This window comes from Massilia sp. 05N420 (assembly GCF_056397205.1).
In genome coordinates this window covers 1-18,250 of sequence record NZ_JBFTMX010000004.1, presented here as the reverse complement: position 1 = coordinate 18,250, position 18,250 = coordinate 1, and the positions used below count along the sequence as shown (strand labels likewise).

Genomic DNA, 18,250 nt, shown 5'->3' with positions numbered 1-18,250 from the left:
AAACCCTTGTCGCCGCGATCACAAACTCGCCGCCAGTTCCGCCCCTTCCCGGATTGCCCGCTTCGCATCCAGCTCGGCCGCCAGCGCGGCGCCGCCGATCTTGTGGAAGCGCGGTCCAGCCTTCGGCTCATCCGAAGGCATGAGCTCCGCCAGGCTCTCCTGGCCGGCGCAGATGACCACGTTGTCGACCTCCAGAAGCTTGCGTTCGCCGCCCACCGTGATGTGCAGGCCGGCGTCGTCGATGCGCTCGTACTGCACGCCCGCCATCATCGTCACGCCGTTGCGCACCAGGGTGGCGCGGTGCACCCAGCCCGAGGTCTTGCCGAGGCCCGCGCCCGGCCGCGTGGTCTTGCGCTGCAGGAGCCAGATGCTGCGCAGCGGCGTCGGCTTGCCGGCTTCGGCCAGGCCGCCCGGTGCGCCGACCTTGGGATCGATGCCCCACTCGCCCATCCATTTCGCCACCGGCAGCGGCAGCGCTTCGCGCGGGTCGTGCAGCAGGAACTCCGCGGTGTCGAAGCCGATGCCGCCGGCGCCGATGATCGCCACCCGCTTGCCGACCGCCGCGCCGCCGCGCAGCACGTCCAGGTAGGACAGCACCTTCGGATGATCGATGCCCTCGATGCGCGGCATGCGCACGCTGACGCCGGTCGCCACGATCACCTCGTCGTAGCCGGCGGCGACCAGTTCGTCGCGGGTGACACGCTGGCCGAGGCGCAGCCGCACGCCGGTCAGTTCCAGCTGGCGGCCGAAGTAGCGGATGGTCTCCGAAAACTCCTCCTTGCCGGGAATCCGCATCGCGACCTTGAACTGGCCGCCGATGCTGTCGCTCGCATCGAACAGGGTCACGTCGTGGCCGCACCCGGCGGCGACGGTGGCCGCCGACAGCCCGGCCGGTCCGGCGCCGACCACGGCGATGCGGCGCTTGCGGGCGGCCGGGCGGTACACCAGTTCGGTCTCATGGCAGGCGCGCGGATTCACCAGGCAGGTGGCGCGCTTGTTCGAGAAGGTGTGGTCGAGGCAGGCCTGGTTGCAGGCGATGCAGGTATTGATCTCGTCGCTGCGCCCGGACTCCGCCTTGTTGACCCAATCCGGATCGGCCAGGAAGGGACGCGCCATCGACACCAGGTCGGCGTCGCCGCGCGCCAGCACGTTCTCGGCATCGAGCGGCATGTTGATGCGGTTCGATGCCACCACCGGAATGCCGACCTCCTTGCGCAGGCGCCCCGCCACCTCGGCGAAGGCCGCGCGCGGCACCGAGGTGACGATGGTGGGAATGCGCGCCTCGTGCCAGCCGTAGCCGGTATTCAGGATGGTCGCGCCGGCCTGCTCGAGGGCCTTGGCCACCGCCACGATCTCCTCCCAGGTATTGCCGCCCTCGACCAGGTCGAGCACCGAGTGCCGGTACATGATGATGAAATCGCGGCCGACGGCTTCGCGGATGCGGCGCACCACCTCGACCGGTAATCGCATGCGGTTCCCGATCGGCCCGCCCCAGCGGTCCTGGCGGCGGTTGGTGCGCGCGCACAGGAACTGGTTCAGCAGATAACCCTCGCTGCCCATCACTTCGACGCCGTCGTAGCCGGCCTGCCTGGCCAGCTTGGCGCAGCGGACATACGCCCTGATCGTCGATTCGATCCCGCTTTCCGTCAGCGCGCGCGGGCGGAACGGCGAGATCGGCGACTTCTGCGGCGAGGCCGACACCACCAGCGGCTGGTAGCCGTAGCGGCCCGCGTGCAGGATCTGCAGCAGGATCTTGCCGCCCTCCTCGTGCACGGCGCGGGTGACGCGGCGGTGGTTCGGCACGTCGCCCAGGAAGTTGAGGGTGCCGCCGAAAGGCAGCAGCCAGCCCTGGCGGTTCGGCGAGATGCCGCCGGTGACGATCAGCCCGACCCCGCCACGCGCCCGCTCGCGGTAGAAGGCCGCCAGCTTGCCGTAGTGGTAGAAGCGGTCTTCGAGCCCGGTGTGCATCGAGCCCATGATGACGCGGTTCTTCAGCGTGGTGAAGCCGAGATCGAGGGGGGCGAGGAGATGGGGGTAGGTGGTGATGGGGATGGGTGAGTTCATTCGGCCGGTCGATTAAGTTAACCGTCGTCCCCGCCTTCGCGGGAATGACGGTGCTCATTACACCGGCTTTTCCTAGACCCGTGTTTCTAAAGTGCTTCTAAACAAGCAGCTCAGACGGGATAACTCTCCGGCGAACGCAACTCCGCGAACTGCTCGATGCTGCCGATCCGCACCGTCACCGGATTCAGGCTGGCCTGCGGCGACATCGAGCGCCAGGCGAACTGCCATTCCTTCTCGATGGCCTCGGCCGGGGACTTGCTGAAGGCCAGGCCCAGGCGCGAGCGCACGCCGTATTCGACCGGGCCGTCGATGCCGGCCCAGTTGGGCAGCGTGCGCTGGACCGCGCGGTGCAGGCGCTCGCCGAATTCCTCGGTGTTGTGGATCACCAGGCAGGCGTCGGCCGGGCCGAGTATATCGAACAACTGCTTGTCCCAGACCTGGGAAAAGGACAGGGTCAGGAAACCGTTCGCCGGCAGCAGGCGGAACTGGCCGGCGCTGAGCGCCTGCTCCAGCTCGGTGCGCATGCCGTAGCGATGCAGGGTGGGGGGACGTTGGTAGTCGTGCATGAATGAAGCTTTCTATCGTGGAGGCTGCGGCGCGGTGTCGTGCAGGTGCATGCGCATGTAGCGGAAGGACAGGAACACCTCGCGCAGCAGGAAAATGAAACTGGCGATCAGGGCCACCATCGCCAGCACGAACATGCCGGCGATGTAGCGGTCGAGCGGCAGGTTGGCCGTATCGTCCAGGAACAGGAAAGAGATGATCACGCAGATCAGCAATCCGCAGGCGGTGCTGGCGGTCAGCGCGTAGTTGATCAGTTTCCAGCGCGCATACAGCACATCGAGCTCTTCATGGCACTCGGCACTGGGCGCCTTGCGCAGCTCCTCCTTGAGCACGCGGGCGCGGTCGATGATGCGCGCCAGGCGGTTCATCAGCACGGTCAGCTTGGTGGCCACGCCGGTGAGCAGGAACACGGGCGCGATGGCAAGCTGGATGACGTGGCCGATGTCTTGGGTCTGGATATTCATTCGTCGCAGGCCTCAGGATCCATCGCGTTCGAAGCGGCCGTGGCGCTTGAACTGCTCGGTGGCGGCGACCAGGGCGCGCGCGATGCCGTGCTCCAGCGCGCCGTGGCCGGCGTCCGCGATCATGCGTAGGCGCGAGCCGGGCCATGCCTGGTGCAGGCGGTAGGCCGACAGCGGCGGGCAGATCACGTCGTAGCGGCCCTGCACGATCACGGCCGGCAGGTGGGCGATCCGGCCAAGGTCGCGGATCAGCTGGTCGTCCTCCAGGAAGGCGCCGTTCGCCATGTAGTGCGATTCGAGGCGGCCGACGCCGAGGTCGAGGGTGTCGGACGAGGTCTCTTCTTCCTGCGGCAGCAGGAACACGCGGCGGCCCTCGAAACGGCTCCAGGCGCGCGCGGCCGGCCAGTACTGCTGGGGATCGTCGCACAGCAGGCGGCGGGTATAGGCCTTCAGCAGGTCGCCGCGTTCCTCGACCGGGATCGGGGCGACGAATTCGTCGTACAGCTCGGGATAGAACCACTGCACGCCGTACAGGAAGAACTCGATCTCGGCCGGCGTGCACAGGAAGATACCGCGCAGCACGAAGCCGAGGCAGCGCTCGGGGTGCGCCTGTCCGTAGGCCAGCGCCAGGGTCGAGCCCCAGGAGCCGCCGAACACCAGCCAGCGCTCGATGCCGAACAGTTCGCGCAGGCGTTCGATGTCCTCGATCAGCAGCTGGGTCGTGTTGTTGCGCCATTCGCCCAGCGGGGTCGACTTGCCGGCGCCGCGCTGGTCGAACAGGATCACGCGGTAGGCGGACGGGTCGAAGAAGCGCCGGTGCTGCGGCGACAGGCCGGCGCCGGGACCGCCGTGCAGGAAGATCACCGGGATCCCGTTCGGGTTGCCCACCTCCTCCCAGTAGATCGTATGGAGGTCGTCGACGGCCAGCATGCCGTGGCGGTTGGGCAGGATGGGCGGGAACAGCGACGGCGGAATGGCGGGCATGGGCATCTGGATTTATGAAGCGACAACCGATTGTAGCGCACCGCCCGGCCGTATCAACGGTCAGAAGAAGGTGTTCAGGGCCCCGCGCACCGCGTAATCGTCGTCCACGGCCAGCAGCAGCGGCCAGCGGTCGAAGGTCGTGCACGGATGCGAGATCCCGCAGCCGACCAGGTCGCCCACCGTCAGCGCCTCCCTGATCGGGTCGTTCTCCGGCAGGCGCAGGTAGGCGTGCTGGTCGTTCATCTTGACGATCTCGCAGCCGGCCGGCAGCCCGCGCGGCGTGCCCGGTCCAGGCCGATGGGTCCACAAGGGCACCGGCAGGCCGGCGTCGTGCGAGGCGTCGCGCTTGCCCATGGTGAGGATGGCCAGGCCGGGCTCGGGACGCGACTGCACCACGCTCCAGATCTCCAGCGCCGGCCGCAGCCCCTCGCCGGGCGCCACGCCTTCGCGCCGGTCGAGCTTTTGCAGCTGGACCTGGTACATGCCGTGGTCGCTGGTCAGGTAACAGCCGCTGCGCAGCACCGGCCGCAGGGGCCGCGACAGGCCGTGCAAGCCCTGGAAGCCGCGCGCGACCAGGTCGAAGAAGCCGGATCCGCCGGCCGTGACCAGGATTTCCGGGGCGCCGAACAGGCCTTCGTCGTCGGCTTCCAGCACCAGCGCACAGAGCTTGCCGACGAAGGCCTCAACTGCTTCCGGCTCGTCCAGCAAGCCTTCATAGCCTTCGAAGCCGGCCAGCAGCAGGCCCGGCGCATGTTCGATGGCGCGCGCCACCGTCATCGCCTCGTCCAGCGTGCGGCAGCCGGCACGTTTGCCGGACAGGCCGAGTTCGACCAGCACCGGCAGCGGCCGCGCCAGCGGATGGGCATCGACTTCTTCGGCCAGCCGCGCCACCCCGGCCAGCGAATCGGCCAGCACGAAGCATTCGAAGTCCGGATCGCCATGCATGAGCTGGAGTACGGCGCGCACGTCGCTGCGCGCCACCAGCTGGTTCGCCACCAGCACGCGCCGCACGCCGAAACGGTAAGCCACCTGCACCTGCACGGCATTGGCGAGCGTGATGCCCCAGGCGCCGTTGGCCAGCTGGGCGCCGAACAGCTGCGGGCTCATGGTGGTCTTGCCGTGCGGCGCCAGCTGCACCTTGTAGCGCTCGCAGAAGGCGCGCATCCAGTCCAGGTTGTGCCGAAGCGCCGAGGTCTTCAGCACCGCGACCGGGAAGCTGGTGTCGCCGTGCAGCACATTCCACCCCTGCGTTCGAATCGCGCCCTGGCGCAGCGGCGCCGTGATCGGCAAGCCTTTCACGCCGGGTTGCAGGATCTGTTCTTCAAGACTGGACAGCGCAAGGCCGCCGTGGGGCAAGGCATTCATGGATTCCTCTGAGCTTTCAATTCATCGTCCAGGTCGCGCAGCAGCAGGCCGGCGCTCGGCATGACGTCGCGCGCGCCCGGCGTATAGAAGACGCCGGTGGCGATGCCGTCCTGCTCGAGCTGGGGCAGCAGCTCGTCGACCAGTTCGTCCAGCGAGAAGGACTGCGGTTCGTAGCCGGTCCATTCGTAATCGGCGCATATTGTCGCAAATTCGCGGTCCGGCCACAGCGGAAACACCAGGTTGCCGTCTTCCTTCTTCGCCAGCGCCCAGCCGTTGCGGTACAGGCTCCATACGGTGCCGGTCTGCGCTACGCGCCTGATGAAGTATTCGTAACGCTGCGGACCGGACAGCATCACCGTTTCCTGCACCTGCCTGGTATCGATTGCCATGCTTGCCGCCTCTCGTGTGGTCGATGGGTCGAGGATACGATAGCGGGCGCCGGCATGGCGCCCGGTCCCGCAGTTTCTCAGTCCTCTTCCAGCAGCTGCTGCAGGCGGCGCGGATAGTGGTTCAGGAAATCGCGCGTGACCGCGTAGTGCTCGGTGTCTTCGTAGTCGACGTGGCTGATGCCGCACTCGTCGAACAGCAGGATCCTGGCGCGCGGATAGGCCAGCAGGATGGGTGAATGGGTGGCGATGAGGAACTGGGCGCCCTGCTTCACCAGCTTGTCGATGACGGCCAGCGCGGCCAGCTGGCGGTTCGGCGACAGCGCGGCTTCCGGTTCGTCCAGCAGGTAGAGGCCGTCGCCGCTGAAACCCTGCAGCACGCGCATGAAGGCTTCGCCGTGGGAATTCAGGTGCAGCGACGGCTCGCCGTTCGGGGAAGGACCGAGGCTGTCCAGGTAAGTAAACACATTGAACAGGCTTTCGGCGCGCAGGAAATAGGAAAAACGCGGCTGCCGGAAGCCCTTGGCGATGCGCAGGTGGCGGTGCAGCGGCGACACCGCCTGCTGCTCGCGGTGCACGTTGCGCGTGCCGCCCTCGGCCGGCAAGCCCAGTCCCACCGCGATCGCTTCCAGCACGGTCGACTTGCCGGCGCCGTTCTCGCCGACGAAGAAGGTGACGTCGGGATGCGGCTCCAGTACGCCGAGTTCGCGCACGGCGGGAATCGAGAAGGGATAGCGCTCGGGATCGATCTCGACGGCGGGATCGATGCTCACCGAACGCAGATAGGGCTTGGCGGCAATAGACATGTTGGCCTTCCGGTAACGTGGATAACAAAACACCGCCCGCAGGCGGTGTTTTACACGCGACGAGGCGCAGCTTACTGCATGTGCTGGCCGCCGTTGATGGCGATGTTGGCGCCGGTCACGAAGGCGGCATCGTCCGAGGCCAGGAAGGCGACCAGGCCGGCCACTTCTTCCGGCTTGCCCAGGCGGCCCATCGGGATCTGCGGCAGGATCTTCGATTCCAGCACCTCGGACGGGATGTCCATCACCATCTTGGTGCCGATATAGCCCGGCGAGATGGTGTTCACGGTCACGCCTTTTCTCGCCACTTCCAGCGCCAGGGCCTTGGTGAAGCCATGGATGCCGGCCTTGGCCGCCGAGTAGTTGGTCTGCCCGAACGCGCCTTTTGAGCCATTGACGGACGAGATGTTAATGATCCGGCCCCAGCCGCGCTCGACCATGCCGTCGGCCACCGGCTTGGTCATGTTGAACACGGAATCCAGGTTGGTCTTGATCACCGCATCCCAGTTGACCTTGTCCATCTTCTTGAAGGTCATGTCGCGGGTAATGCCGGCATTGTTGACCAGCACATCGACCGGACCGATTTCCTGGCCCACCTTGTTCACGCAGGCCTGGGCCGAATCGTAGTCGGCCACGTCGCATTCATAGGCCTTGAAGTTGTGGCCCTGTTCGCGCATGGCTGCAAGCCAGCCTTCGGCTTTCTTGCTGCCGGGGGAGTACGTGGTCACGACCGTATAACCGAGTGCGGCCAGTTTGATGCAGATTGCTTCGCCCAAGCCACCCATGCCGCCGGTCACTAATGCCACTCTAGCCATTGTTTTCTCCTAGTTTTACGAACCTGTCGGAACCGCTTGTTATTCCCTGCTTTGCCGCCCTGCTCAGCGCTCGACCGCCAGCGCCACGCCCATGCCGCCACCGATGCACAGGCTGGCCAGCCCTTTCTTGGCATCGCGGCGTACCATTTCGTGCAACAGGGTCACCAGCACGCGGGCGCCCGAGGCGCCGATCGGGTGGCCCAGCGCGATCGCGCCGCCGTTGACGTTGATCTTCGAGGTATCCCAGCCCATCTGCTTGTTGACGGCGACGGCCTGGGCGGCGAAGGCTTCGTTGATCTCCATCAGGTCGACGTCTTCGTGGGTCCAGCCGGCCTTTTCCAGGCAGGCGCGCGCGGCAGGCACCGGGCCCATGCCCATGATGGTCGGGTCCAGGCCCGACAGCGAGTAGGCCTTGATGCGGGCGATCGGGGTCAGGCCCAGCTCTTTCGCCTTGGAGGCCGACATCAGGATCACGGCGGCGGCGCCGTCGTTCAGGCCGGAGGCATTGCCGGCGGTGACGGAACCTTCCTTGTTGAAGGCCGGGCGCAGGCTGGCCAGGCCTTCCAGGGTGGCGCCATGCTTCGGATACTCGTCGGTATCGAAGACCGTGCTGCCCTTCTTGGAAGCGATCTCGACCGGGATGATCTCGTCCTTGAACTTGCCGGCCTTCATGGCGGCTTCGGCCTTGTTCTGCGACTGCAGCGCGAATTCGTCCTGCTCGGCGCGCGAGATCTCGAATTTACGGGCGACGTTCTCGGCGGTCACGCCCATGTGGTACTGGTTGTAGGCGTCCCACAGGCCGTCGACGATCATGGTGTCGGTCATCTTGACGTCGCCCATGCGGAAGCCTTCGCGCGAACCGTTCAGCACGTGCGGCGAGGCGCTCATGTTTTCCTGGCCGCCGGCGATGACGATCTCGGCGTCGCCGCACTTGATGGCCTGGGCCGCCAGGTGGACCGCGCGCAAGCCGCTGCCGCAGACCACGTTCAGGGTCGAGGCCGGGACGCTGTCCGGCAGGCCGGCCTTGATGGTGGCCTGGCGCGCCGGGTTCTGGCCGACGCCGGCGGTCAGAACCTGACCCATGATGACTTCGCTGACCGAGGCCGGATCGATCCCGGTCCTGGCCATCAACTGCTTGATCACCTGCGCGCCCAGTTCGGTGGCAGGGATCTTCGAGAGAGTACCGCCGAATTTACCGATGGCGGTGCGGCCTGCGGCCACGATGACGACGTCTTCCATAACTTGCTCCCTTGAGTGGACGTTTAGCTGAAAGCCAACAATTTTAGATTTCTACCTAATAGCGAGTTTAAGCAAAATCAATCTTATCAGTTTATTTATGACGAAGAGATGACGTCTCACTGAATTGTGGTATTGCAGAGCATCTTTTATTGTTCAGTTTTTTATCTATGGAAATACCTATTGCTGCTAATAACGATCCATCCTAAACCCTTTACCTTTCAAGGAAATTTCACAGTAGAATGCTCGGGCTAGTGCCAACCAGAACGATTTATGTCCAAGAGCCCGAGTTCCCTGCCTATCGAAATAAAGATTTCCACAGTCGTGGCCATTTCGACCATTCTGCATTCGGCCGATCCGATCGCGATCGATGCCGCACTCAAGCAGATGACCGGTGGGGTGTCGGACTTTTTCGAAGATGAATTTGCCGTCATCGACGTCGCCGGCATCGCCGACGATGCCGCCCAGGTCGACTGGCCGGCGCTGGTGGCGCTGCTGAAGCATTACCGCCTGAACGCGGTCGCGGTACGCGGCGCGCCGGCCGCGCTGCACGAAGCGATCCGCAGCCACGGCCTGTTCCTGGACGACGGTTCCAGCGGTCTCAAGGCAAGCGAGGCGCGCGCCCCCGCCGCACCCGAGGAAAGCCCGGCCGCGCCGGCGCCCGCCGCGCCGGCCCCAGCGCCGGCCCCGGCGGCGCCGGTCCAGGCCATGGTCGTCGACACCCCGGTGCGCGCCGGCCAGCGCATCTATGCGCGCGGTACCGACCTGATCGTCACCGCGGTCGTGAACAACGGCGCCGAAATCATCGCCGACGGCAGCATCCACGTGTATGCGCCGCTGCACGGCCGCGCCCTGGCCGGCGCCTCGGGCAATGCCGATGCGCGCATCTTCGGCCTGTCGATGCAGCCGGAACTGGTGTCGATCGCCGGCGTTTACCGCACTTTCGACGAAGGTTTTCCAAGCGAACTGTCGCGCCAGCCGGCACAAATCCGTTTGGTTGGCGACCGGATCGATATATCATCGCTGGGCTCGGCGACTCGCGCCTGAGCTTCCAGCACTGACCAGATACTGAATAGGACTGATATTTTTCATGGCAAGAATTATCGTTGTAACGTCCGGTAAGGGCGGCGTGGGCAAGACCACTTCGAGCGCGAGCTTTGCGACCGGCCTGGCGCTGCGCGGCCACAAGACCGCCGTCATCGACTTCGACGTCGGCCTGCGTAACCTCGACCTGATCATGGGCTGCGAACGCCGCGTGGTGTACGACCTGATCAACGTCGTGAACAAGGAAGCGACGCTGACCCAGGCGCTGATCAAGGACAAGCACTGCGAAAACCTGTTCATCCTGCCGGCGTCCCAGACCCGCGACAAGGACGCCCTGACCGAAGACGGCGTCGAGCGCGTGCTGAACGACCTGGTCAAGATGGACTTCGAATTCATCGTCTGCGACTCGCCGGCCGGCATCGAGCACGGCGCGCTGATGGCCCTGACCTTCGCCGACGAAGCGGTCATCGTCACCAATCCGGAAGTGTCGTCGGTGCGCGACTCCGACCGCATCCTCGGCATCCTGCAGGCCAAGTCGCGCCGCGCCCAGAGCGGCGGCGAACCGGTCAAGGAACACCTCTTGATCACCCGCTATTCGCCGCGCCGCGTGGAAAACGATGAAATGCTGTCCTACGAGGACGTACAGGAGATCCTGCGCATCCCGATGATCGGCATCATTCCGGAATCGGAAGCGGTGCTGCATGCCTCGAACCAGGGCAACCCGGCCATCCATTTCAAGGAAACCGACGTGGCCCAGGCCTACCAGGACGTGGTCGGACGCTTCCTCGGCGAGGAAATCCCGCTGCGCTTCACCAACTACGACAAGCCGGGCTTCCTGCAGCGTCTGTTTGGAGCAAAGTGATATGCCTCTGCTTTCATTCCTGTTTCCCCAGAAGCAGAAAAGTGCCGGCGCGGCCAAGGAAAGGCTGCAGATCATCATCGCCCGCGAGCGCGGCGGCCGCGGCGGCCCGGACTTCCTGCCGGCCCTGCACCGCGAACTGATCGAAGTGATCTCGAAGTACACCAAGGTCAACGCGGACGACATCAAGATCTCGCTGGACCGCCAGGGCAACCTCGAAGTCCTCGACGTCAACGTCGTCCTGCCGGACGCCTGAGCATCCCGGCAAGGGGCGGCCGCGGGGTTCAGCCCTGGGCCGGCTGCTCCTGGTCCAATACGGCTTTCCCCACCTCCTGCGCCACCCTGGCGCAGGCTTCCACGTGCTGGTAACCCATCTGCCGGAACAGCGCGAAGCCGATCGCCGCGGAGGCCAGCTGCCCCGCCAGCGRCACGATCCTGGCGGCCGACTTGGCCGCCAGCTTGGCACCCGACTTCCGTAACAGCTTCAGCACCAGCTCCCTGGTGACGATCTTGCCCACCAGCGTGCCGCCCAGCGCCGCCATCGCCTGGTAGGCCGCGACCCGCATGTGCGGCTGCAGCGCCTCGATCTGCTGCGGCGTCAGGCCGAAGTCCTTGTTGATGTCCTCGACCATGGACGCGAAGCTGGCCAGGTCCGACACCATGTCCACGCCCGGGATCGGCACCGCCGAGATGCCGGCGGAGATCGCCGCGCGCTTGCGCACCAGGGCCCGGCAGCGCTCGCGCACGCGCCCAAGGTCGTCGCCGCTCAGCGGCAGCAAGCTTACCGCGCTGCTGCTTTGTGAATTTTTCGTGAAGATCTTTTTGAACATCGCGTTCCCCGGTTTGCTTTCGTAAGCACAGTGTAGCCGCCTGCGCCTTGGCCCACTGTTACGGCCGTGACGTTATTCCCCAACGAAAATGTAAATTTATCTGAAGCATGTGTAGATTTAGTTTTAAAAAGTCTGTTATATTCGGAAATAAGTTGTAGGAGTGTTCCTACAGTAATATTGCACATAGTCCCACCCCCGCCGAGACCGCTTCATCATGAGAATTGCAGTACTGGATAACGATACTTCCCAGGCGGAACTGATCTGCCAGGTCCTCACAGGTGCTGGACATCAATGCCAGCCCTTCGATAGCGGCAAGGAGTTGCTGGGGCAGCTGCGCAAGGACAGCACCGACCTGCTGATCCTCGACTGGCAGGTGAACGACGTACCGGGCGCGGAACTGCTGCGCCGCGCCAAGGAAAAAATGGCGCCGAACACCCCGACCATGTTCCTGGCCGGCAGCGCTTCCGAAGACGACATCGTGTCCGGCGTCACCGCCGGCGCCGACGACTACCTGGTCAAGCCGCTGCGCCGCGGCGAGCTGGTGGCGCGGGTGCAGGCCCTGCTGCGCCGTGCGTATCCGTCGCAGAACGGCGCCGAACAGCTGCAGTTCGGCCCCTATACCTTCGAAACCCGTCCGGGCCGCCTGACCATGGGCGGCGAACAGATCGACGTCACGCACAAGGAATTCAACCTGGCGCTGCTGTTCTTCCGCAACCTCGGCCGTCCGCTGTCGCGCGCCTACATCCACGAGTCGATCTGGGTGCGCGAAACCGCCGTGCCTTCGCGCACCATGGACACCCACGTTTCGCGTGTACGCAACAAGCTGCGCCTGCGTCCGGAGAACGGTTTCCGCCTGGTGCCGGTGTACAGCTACGGCTATCGGCTGGAGAAATTGGGCGCCTGAAGCACTGCCGTGAAACCCTGACGCCATCGGGGTATAATGAGCGCGCTGCCCATTTTTTGACCACCCATGCAACTGCTCGCCGTCGGCCTGAATCACACCACCGCACCGGTCTCGCTGCGCGAGCAACTGGCGTTGGCGCCCGAGCATCTGGGCGATGCGGTGTCGGCGGCGCGCAACTGGTTTGCCCGTCTGGATCCGCAACCGAGCAGCCACGGCGAACACGAAGCGGCCCTGCTCTCGACCTGCAACCGCACCGAGATGTATGCCGCCAGCGCTGCGCCGGAGCCGCTCGACGCCTCCGCCCATTTCCTGGCCGACTACCACCGCCTGAATTTTTCCGAACTGCGTCCGCACCTGTACATGCTGCCCCAGCATGACGCCGTGCGCCACGCCTTCCGCGTCGCTTCCGGCCTGGATTCGATGGTGCTGGGAGAGGCCCAGATCCTGGGCCAGATGAAGGACGCGGTGCGCGTCGCCGACGAAGCCGGCGGCCTGGGCACCTATCTGCACCAGCTGTTCCAGCGCAGCTTCGCGGTGGCCAAGGAAGTGCGCAGCACCACCGAGATCGGCGCCCACAGCGTGTCGATGGCCGCCGCCGCGGTGCGCCTGTCGGAACGCATTTTCGATTCGGTCAGCAGCCAGAACGTGCTGTTCATCGGCGCCGGCGAGATGATCGAGCTGTGCGCCACCCACTTCGCGGCCCACAACCCGAAATCGATCACGATCGCCAACCGCACCCTGGAGCGCGGCGAAAGCCTGGCATCCCGCTTTTCCGGCCGCGCGATCCGCCTGGCCGACCTGCCCGAACTGCTGCCGCAATTCGACATCGTGATCTCCTCGACGGCCTCGACCCTGCCGCTGATCGGCAAGGGCCTGGTGGAACGCGCGATCAAGGCGCGCCGCCACCGTCCGATGTTCATGGTCGACCTGGCGGTCCCGCGCGACATCGAGCCCGAAGTCGGCAAGCTCGACGACGTGTTCCTGTACACCGTCGACGACCTCGCCGACGTGGTGCGCACCGGCGTCGAACACCGCCAGGCGGCGGTGGCCCAGGCCGAAGCCATCATCGAGACCCGCGTGCAATCCTTCATGCACTGGATCGGCGACCGCGCCGTGGTGCCGGTGATCCGCGACCTGCACGAATCCAGCGAAAGCCTGCGCCTGGCCGAACTCGAACGCGCCCGCAAGCTGCTGGCCAAGGGCGAGGACATCGACGCCGTGCTGGACGCGCTGTCGAAGGGCCTCACCGCCAAATTCCTGCACGGCCCGCAACAGGCCCTGCACCGTGCCCAGGGCGACGAACGCGCGCGCCTGGCCGCCCTGCTGCCCCAGCTGTTCCGCGGCCGCCGTTAGCGGCCCGCTTCCCTCCGGGCACGGCTTTTTTCCGGCCGTGTTCGTGTATGCTGCCGCCCTCCGGCATCTCCCTCATCCCTATCTGGTTAAAACGTTATGAAACCATCCATGCTGTTCAAGCTGGACCAACTGGCCAACCGCCTTGTCGAACTGGACGAACTGCTGGCGCTTGAGGCCGCCACCGCGAACATGGACAGCTTCCGCAAGATGAGCCGCGAGCACGCCGAACTCGGCCCGCTGGTAGCCGTCTACCACCAGTACCAGACGGCCCAGGGCGACATCGTCGCGGCCCAGGAGATGCTGGCGGATCCGGACATGAAAGAGTTCGCCCAGGACGAGATCGAGGCCGCCAGGAATCGCCTGGCCGAGCTGGACCTGGAACTGCAGAAGATGCTGCTGCCGAAGGACGAGAACGACGAGCGCAACATCTTCCTCGAGATCCGCGCCGGCACCGGCGGCGACGAGTCGGCGCTGTTCGCCGGCGACCTGCTGCGCATGTACACCCGCTACGCCGAACGCAAGCGCTGGCAGGTCGAGGTGGTGTCGGAATCGCCGTCGGACCTGGGCGGCTACCGTGAAGTCATCGTGCGCATCATCGGCAACGGCGTGTATTCGAAGCTGAAATTCGAGTCCGGCGGCCACCGCGTGCAGCGCGTGCCGGCCACCGAGACCCAGGGCCGCATCCACACCTCGGCCTGCACCGTCGCCGTGATGCCGGAGGCGGACGAGGTCGAGGACGTGCAGATCAACCCGGCCGACCTGCGCATCGACACCTACCGCGCCTCGGGCGCCGGCGGCCAGCACATCAACAAGACCGACTCCGCGGTGCGCCTCACCCACCTGCCGACCGGGATCGTGGTCGAGTGCCAGGACGACCGCAGCCAGCACAAGAACAAGGCACAGGCGATGAAGGTGCTGGCGGCGCGCATCAAGGACGTGCAGCTGCGCGAGCAGCAGAGCAAGGAAGCGGCAACCCGTAAAAGCCTGATCGGCTCGGGCGACCGCAGCGAACGCATCCGCACCTACAACTTCCCGCAAGGCCGCCTGACCGACCACCGCATCAACCTGACCCTGTACAAGCTGGACATGATCATGGACGGCGACCTGACGGAACTCGTCGGCGCCCTGCAAGCCGAACACCAGGCCGAACTGCTGGCCGCCCTCGGCGATTGATGCCTTAATTCGGGGTCAGAGCACTTTTTTGGGCAATTTCTCAAAAAAGTGCTCTGACCCCGAATTTTGACCCCGAATTTTGGTTCAGGCCCGATTAAGTCGGTTCATGCGAAAATCGCAAGATTCGTCATCACAGGAAGACCCTATGCCCACGTCCCGCAACGCCCTGCTCCTGATCGCCGCCGTCAGTATCGCGCTGGTCGGCGCCGCCCTTTATCTTCAGCACGCGAAGGACATGCTGCCCTGCCCGCTGTGCGTGATCCAGCGCTACCTGTTCCTGGGCATCGCGGTCTTCAGCCTGATCGGCGCCTTCGCCAACAAGATCAAGGCCCTGGGTACGTTGGCCCTGCTGTGCGCGCTGGGCGGCCTGGGCGTGGTGGGCAAGCACCTGTACGTGCTGGCGCACCCCGGCTTCTCCTGCGGGATCGACCCGATGGAGACGGTGCTGAACAAGATTCCGACCGCCACCCTGCTGCCCTGGCTGTTCCGCGCCGACGGCCTGTGCGAAGCGGCCCAGGACACGGTGCTGGGCCTGAACGTGCCTCAGTGGTCGGCCGTCTGGTTCGCGATCCTGACCCTGGCGCTGGTCTGGGTGCTGGTGCGCCGCGCACGCTGATGCTCATCGCAGCATGATTATCCAGCCCGGCACCCCCATCGGCGCCCTGCAGGCCGCGCTGCCGCTCGATCCGCTGGAAAACCGCATCCTGCTGTGCCACGCGACCGGCTTGAGCCGCGTGCAGCTGATCACCCGCGGCGACCAGCCCCTCGGCGAAGACGAGGCCGCGCGCCTGCAGGAGTTGCTGCGGCGCCGCCTGGCCGGCGAGCCGATCGCCTACATCGTCGGCAAGCGCGAATTCTTCGGCCTCGACTTCGAGGTCAGCGAGGCGGTGCTGATCCCGCGGCCGGACACGGAACTGATCGTGGAACTCGCCATCGAGCGCCTGCCGCAGCGGGGACGCCTGCTCGACATGGGCACCGGCAGCGGCGCGATCGCCGTCTCCGTCGCCCACGCCCGTCCGGATGCCGCGGTGACCGCGCTGGACGTCAGCGAAGCGGCGCTGGCCGTGGCGCGCCGCAATGCGGCAAATAATGCGGTAAATAAGCGGACCGGCGTGCGCTTCCTGCACAGCGACTGGTTCGGCGCCCTCGATGCCGGCGAAAGCTTCGAGCTGATCGCCTCGAATCCGCCGTATATCGCGGCCGGCGACGAACACCTGTCCCAGGGCGACCTGCGCTTCGAACCCGCCGGCGCCCTGACCGACCACGCGGACGGCCTGTCGGCCCTGCGCACCATCATCGAGGGCAGCCCGGCCCACCTGGTTGCGGGCGGCTGGCTGCTGATGGAACACGGCTACGACCAGGCGGCGAGCGTGCGCGCCCTGCTGGACGCCGGCGGCTACCGCGAGGTGCAGAGCTGGCGCGACCTGGCCGGCATCGAGCGCGTCACCGGCGGCCGGCGGCCCGGCTGAGCCCCCGAACCCAGCCCGGCGCGGCCCGCCGGCCCCGTTTGTTACAATGGCCGGCCCACTTCCCGGAGCTTGCGATGCCTCGACTGCCCGCGCCCCGGCTGTTCGCGGCCCGGCTGACCTTTCCCCTGTTCGCTGCAACCCTGCTGGCCGCCACGGTCCTGCTGGCGCCGCCGCGCGCGCTGGCGGCCGACAATCCCAAGGAGCAGACGCCCAAGGAACAGGCGCGCGCCCTGTTCGAGCGCGACTGGCAATGGCGGCTGAAGAACCAGCCGGAATTCGCCACCTCGGTCGGCGACCACCGCTATGACGCCCAGCTGAGCGATACCTCGCTGGCCGGCAACGCCAAGGTGCTGGCGCACGAGCTGCGCATGCTGGAGCTGGCGCGCCAGCTCGACCGCGGCCAGCTGAACGGCCAGGACCTGCTGTCGCTCGACCTGTTCGCCGCCGACCAGGAAAGGCGGCTGGCCCGGGCCGGCTTCGTCACCTTCGACCCGCAGCCGATCACGACACGCGACGGCATCCACATCCGCCTGCCGCAACTGGCCGCGCAGATGCCGTTCGTGAGCGAAGACGACTACCGCAACTACATCGCGCGCCTGAACGCCGTGCCGCGCCACATCGAAGGCATCATCGAACAGATGCGCGAAGGGATGCGCACCGGCTGGACCGCGCCGAAAGTCGTGATGGCCGGCCTGCCGGCCCAGCTGCGCGCGCTGCGCGAACACCTGGGCGACGGCGCCCTGTCCGAACCCTTCCGCCGCCTGCCGGCCACCATCCCCCAGGAAGCGCGCGAAAAACTGGCGCTCGACGGCCAGGCCGCCGTCGCCGCCCTGGCGCCCAGCCTGCAGCAGCTCGAGGACTTCGTGCGCAACGTCTACCTGCCGGCCGCGCGGGCGACGATTTCCGCCTCCAGCCTGCCCGGCGGCGCGGCCTGGTACGTCTTCCTGGTCAAGAGCGCCACCACCACCGACCTGACCCCGGCCGAGATCCACGCGCTGGGCGTGAAGGAAGTGGCGCGCATCCGCACCGAGATCGCGGCGCTGGTGCCGCGCACCGGCTTTCGTGGCAACCTGAACCAGTTCATCGCTTTCGCGCGCAACGATCCGCGCCTGTTCTTCAGCGACACCGATGCGCTGCTGAACCGCTACCGGCGCACCATCGCGCGCGCCTACAGCCGCATGCCGCAGCTGTTCAATGCGATCCCGTCCGACGAACTGGCGGTCAAGCCGGTGCAGGCGCTGGGCGCCGAGACCCAGGGCGCGGCCTATTACGAAGCCGGCAGCCCGGACCGGATGGCGGCGCTGGTGGTGAACACTTCGCGCCTGAACACGCGGCCGATGTGGGAGATCGAGACCCTCACCCTGCACGAAGCCGTACCCGGCCACCACCTGCAGGTGGCGCGCGCCCAGAACAACAGCGAGCTGCCGGCCTTCAGGCGCTACGGCTGGTATGGGGGCTATGGCGAAGGCTGGGCGCAGTACGCGGAAAGCCTGGGACCGGAACTGGGCCTGCTGCGCGATCCTTTCTCGCGCTTCGGCTACCTGGCCGACGAGCTGCTACGCGCCGCCCGCCTGGTGGCCGATACCGGCATCCACGCGATGGGCTGGAGCCGCCAGCAGGCGCTCGACTACCTGAACGCCAACACCGCCAATCCGCCCTCGGACAACGAAGTCGAGGTCGACCGCTACATCGCCCATCCGGGCGAAGCGCTGGGCTACAAGCTCGGCCAGCTGCGCATCGCCTCGCTGCGGCTGGAGGCCCAGACCGCGCTCGGCGAGCGCTTCGACCTGCGTGCCTTCCACGACGCGGTGCTGGAAAACGGCGCCCTGCCGCTGGGCGTGCTGGAGCGCCAGCTCAGGCGCTGGATCGCCGCCCAGCGCCCGGCGCCGCAGCAAGCCGCGCCGGCGCCGGCCGCGCCGGGAGCACCCTCGGCCGCACCC

The 18,250-nt window shown here is 66.3% G+C and carries 19 protein-coding genes; 9 read left to right on the top strand and 10 right to left on the bottom strand.

The genetic code is table 11. The features are described 5' to 3' along the window. Positions 1-18: 18 nt before the first annotated feature. From AC1DIX_RS03235 to AC1DIX_RS03195, 9 genes are all read right to left on the bottom strand, one after another. The gene (locus AC1DIX_RS03235; protein WP_477321991.1) at positions 19-2,064 is read right to left on the bottom strand and encodes a 2,4-dienoyl-CoA reductase FMN-binding domain-containing protein; all 2,046 of its coding nucleotides are present in this window, start codon (positions 2,062-2,064) and stop codon (positions 19-21) included. Between the two features lie 110 nt (positions 2,065-2,174). Beyond that, the gene (locus AC1DIX_RS03230) at positions 2,175-2,630 is read right to left on the bottom strand and encodes a hypothetical protein (RefSeq protein ID WP_442123838.1); all 456 of its coding nucleotides are present in this window, start codon (positions 2,628-2,630) and stop codon (positions 2,175-2,177) included. Between the two features lie 12 nt (positions 2,631-2,642). After that, on the bottom strand, positions 2,643-3,092 hold the full coding sequence (locus AC1DIX_RS03225) for a DUF2721 domain-containing protein (RefSeq protein WP_442123839.1): 450 nt from the start codon (positions 3,090-3,092) through the stop codon (positions 2,643-2,645). A gap of 12 nt (positions 3,093-3,104) precedes the next feature. Then, complete coding sequence (gene pip, locus AC1DIX_RS03220; RefSeq protein ID WP_442123840.1) at positions 3,105-4,073, bottom strand: prolyl aminopeptidase; 969 nt, start codon at positions 4,071-4,073, stop codon at positions 3,105-3,107. A 60-nt stretch (positions 4,074-4,133) separates the two neighbouring features. Continuing rightward, entirely contained in the window at positions 4,134-5,438 is a 1,305-nt protein-coding gene (locus AC1DIX_RS03215; RefSeq protein ID WP_477321988.1) for an amino acid deaminase, read from the bottom strand. Continuing rightward, entirely contained in the window at positions 5,435-5,827 is a 393-nt protein-coding gene (locus AC1DIX_RS03210; RefSeq protein WP_442123842.1) for a DUF2750 domain-containing protein, read from the bottom strand. Before AC1DIX_RS03210 ends, AC1DIX_RS03215 begins: the two co-directional genes overlap by 4 nt. Positions 5,828-5,904: 77 nt before the next feature. Further along, entirely contained in the window at positions 5,905-6,630 is a 726-nt protein-coding gene (locus AC1DIX_RS03205) for an AAA family ATPase (RefSeq protein WP_477253723.1), read from the bottom strand. 71 nt (positions 6,631-6,701) lie between these two features. Then, entirely contained in the window at positions 6,702-7,442 is a 741-nt protein-coding gene (gene phbB / locus AC1DIX_RS03200; RefSeq protein WP_477321986.1) for an acetoacetyl-CoA reductase, read from the bottom strand. A 63-nt stretch (positions 7,443-7,505) separates the two neighbouring features. Beyond that, on the bottom strand, positions 7,506-8,681 hold the full coding sequence (locus AC1DIX_RS03195) for an acetyl-CoA C-acetyltransferase (RefSeq protein WP_442123845.1): 1,176 nt from the start codon (positions 8,679-8,681) through the stop codon (positions 7,506-7,508). A gap of 270 nt (positions 8,682-8,951) precedes the next feature. Here AC1DIX_RS03195 and minC point away from each other — a divergent pair, with 270 nt between their 5' ends. From minC to minE, 3 genes are read left to right on the top strand one after another with little or no spacing between them, the layout of a single operon-like run. Further along, positions 8,952-9,725, top strand: coding sequence for a septum site-determining protein MinC (gene minC, locus AC1DIX_RS03190; protein WP_477321983.1), 774 nt, complete (start codon positions 8,952-8,954; stop codon positions 9,723-9,725). 43 nt (positions 9,726-9,768) lie between these two features. Then, positions 9,769-10,584 (top strand): septum site-determining protein MinD, encoded by an 816-nt coding sequence (gene minD, locus AC1DIX_RS03185; RefSeq protein ID WP_442123847.1) that lies wholly within the window; start codon positions 9,769-9,771, stop codon positions 10,582-10,584. A 1-nt stretch (position 10,585) separates the two neighbouring features. Then, positions 10,586-10,837: a cell division topological specificity factor MinE gene (gene minE / locus AC1DIX_RS03180; RefSeq protein WP_230025312.1), complete on the top strand. Its 252-nt coding sequence runs from the start codon at positions 10,586-10,588 to the stop codon at positions 10,835-10,837. A 28-nt stretch (positions 10,838-10,865) separates the two neighbouring features. On the opposite strand, the gene AC1DIX_RS03175 is transcribed toward minE, so the two are convergent. After that, positions 10,866-11,411 carry a hypothetical protein gene (locus tag AC1DIX_RS03175; protein ID WP_477321981.1) on the bottom strand — a complete coding sequence of 182 codons (546 nt, stop codon included), beginning with the start codon at positions 11,409-11,411 and terminating at the stop codon, positions 10,866-10,868. A 214-nt stretch (positions 11,412-11,625) separates the two neighbouring features. On the opposite strand from AC1DIX_RS03175, the gene AC1DIX_RS03170 reads away from it, so the two are divergent. The 6 genes from AC1DIX_RS03170 to AC1DIX_RS03145 all read left to right on the top strand — a co-directional run. Beyond that, the gene (locus tag AC1DIX_RS03170; RefSeq protein ID WP_442123849.1) at positions 11,626-12,315 is read left to right on the top strand and encodes a response regulator transcription factor; all 690 of its coding nucleotides are present in this window, start codon (positions 11,626-11,628) and stop codon (positions 12,313-12,315) included. Between the two features lie 66 nt (positions 12,316-12,381). Further along, positions 12,382-13,668 carry a glutamyl-tRNA reductase gene (gene hemA, locus AC1DIX_RS03165; RefSeq protein ID WP_477321979.1) on the top strand — a complete coding sequence of 429 codons (1,287 nt, stop codon included), beginning with the start codon at positions 12,382-12,384 and terminating at the stop codon, positions 13,666-13,668. Between the two features lie 96 nt (positions 13,669-13,764). After that, positions 13,765-14,841, top strand: a complete 1,077-nt coding sequence (gene prfA / locus AC1DIX_RS03160; protein WP_442123851.1) for a peptide chain release factor 1 — start codon at positions 13,765-13,767, stop codon at positions 14,839-14,841. A gap of 145 nt (positions 14,842-14,986) precedes the next feature. Continuing rightward, the gene (locus tag AC1DIX_RS03155; protein WP_477321976.1) at positions 14,987-15,457 is read left to right on the top strand and encodes a disulfide bond formation protein B; all 471 of its coding nucleotides are present in this window, start codon (positions 14,987-14,989) and stop codon (positions 15,455-15,457) included. A gap of 13 nt (positions 15,458-15,470) precedes the next feature. Next, a complete protein-coding gene (gene prmC, locus AC1DIX_RS03150; protein WP_477321974.1) occupies positions 15,471-16,310 on the top strand; it encodes a peptide chain release factor N(5)-glutamine methyltransferase in 840 nt (279 codons plus the stop codon). Between the two features lie 74 nt (positions 16,311-16,384). Next, on the top strand, positions 16,385-18,250 hold a 1,866-nt coding region (locus AC1DIX_RS03145), incomplete at its 3' end, for a DUF885 domain-containing protein (RefSeq protein WP_477321972.1).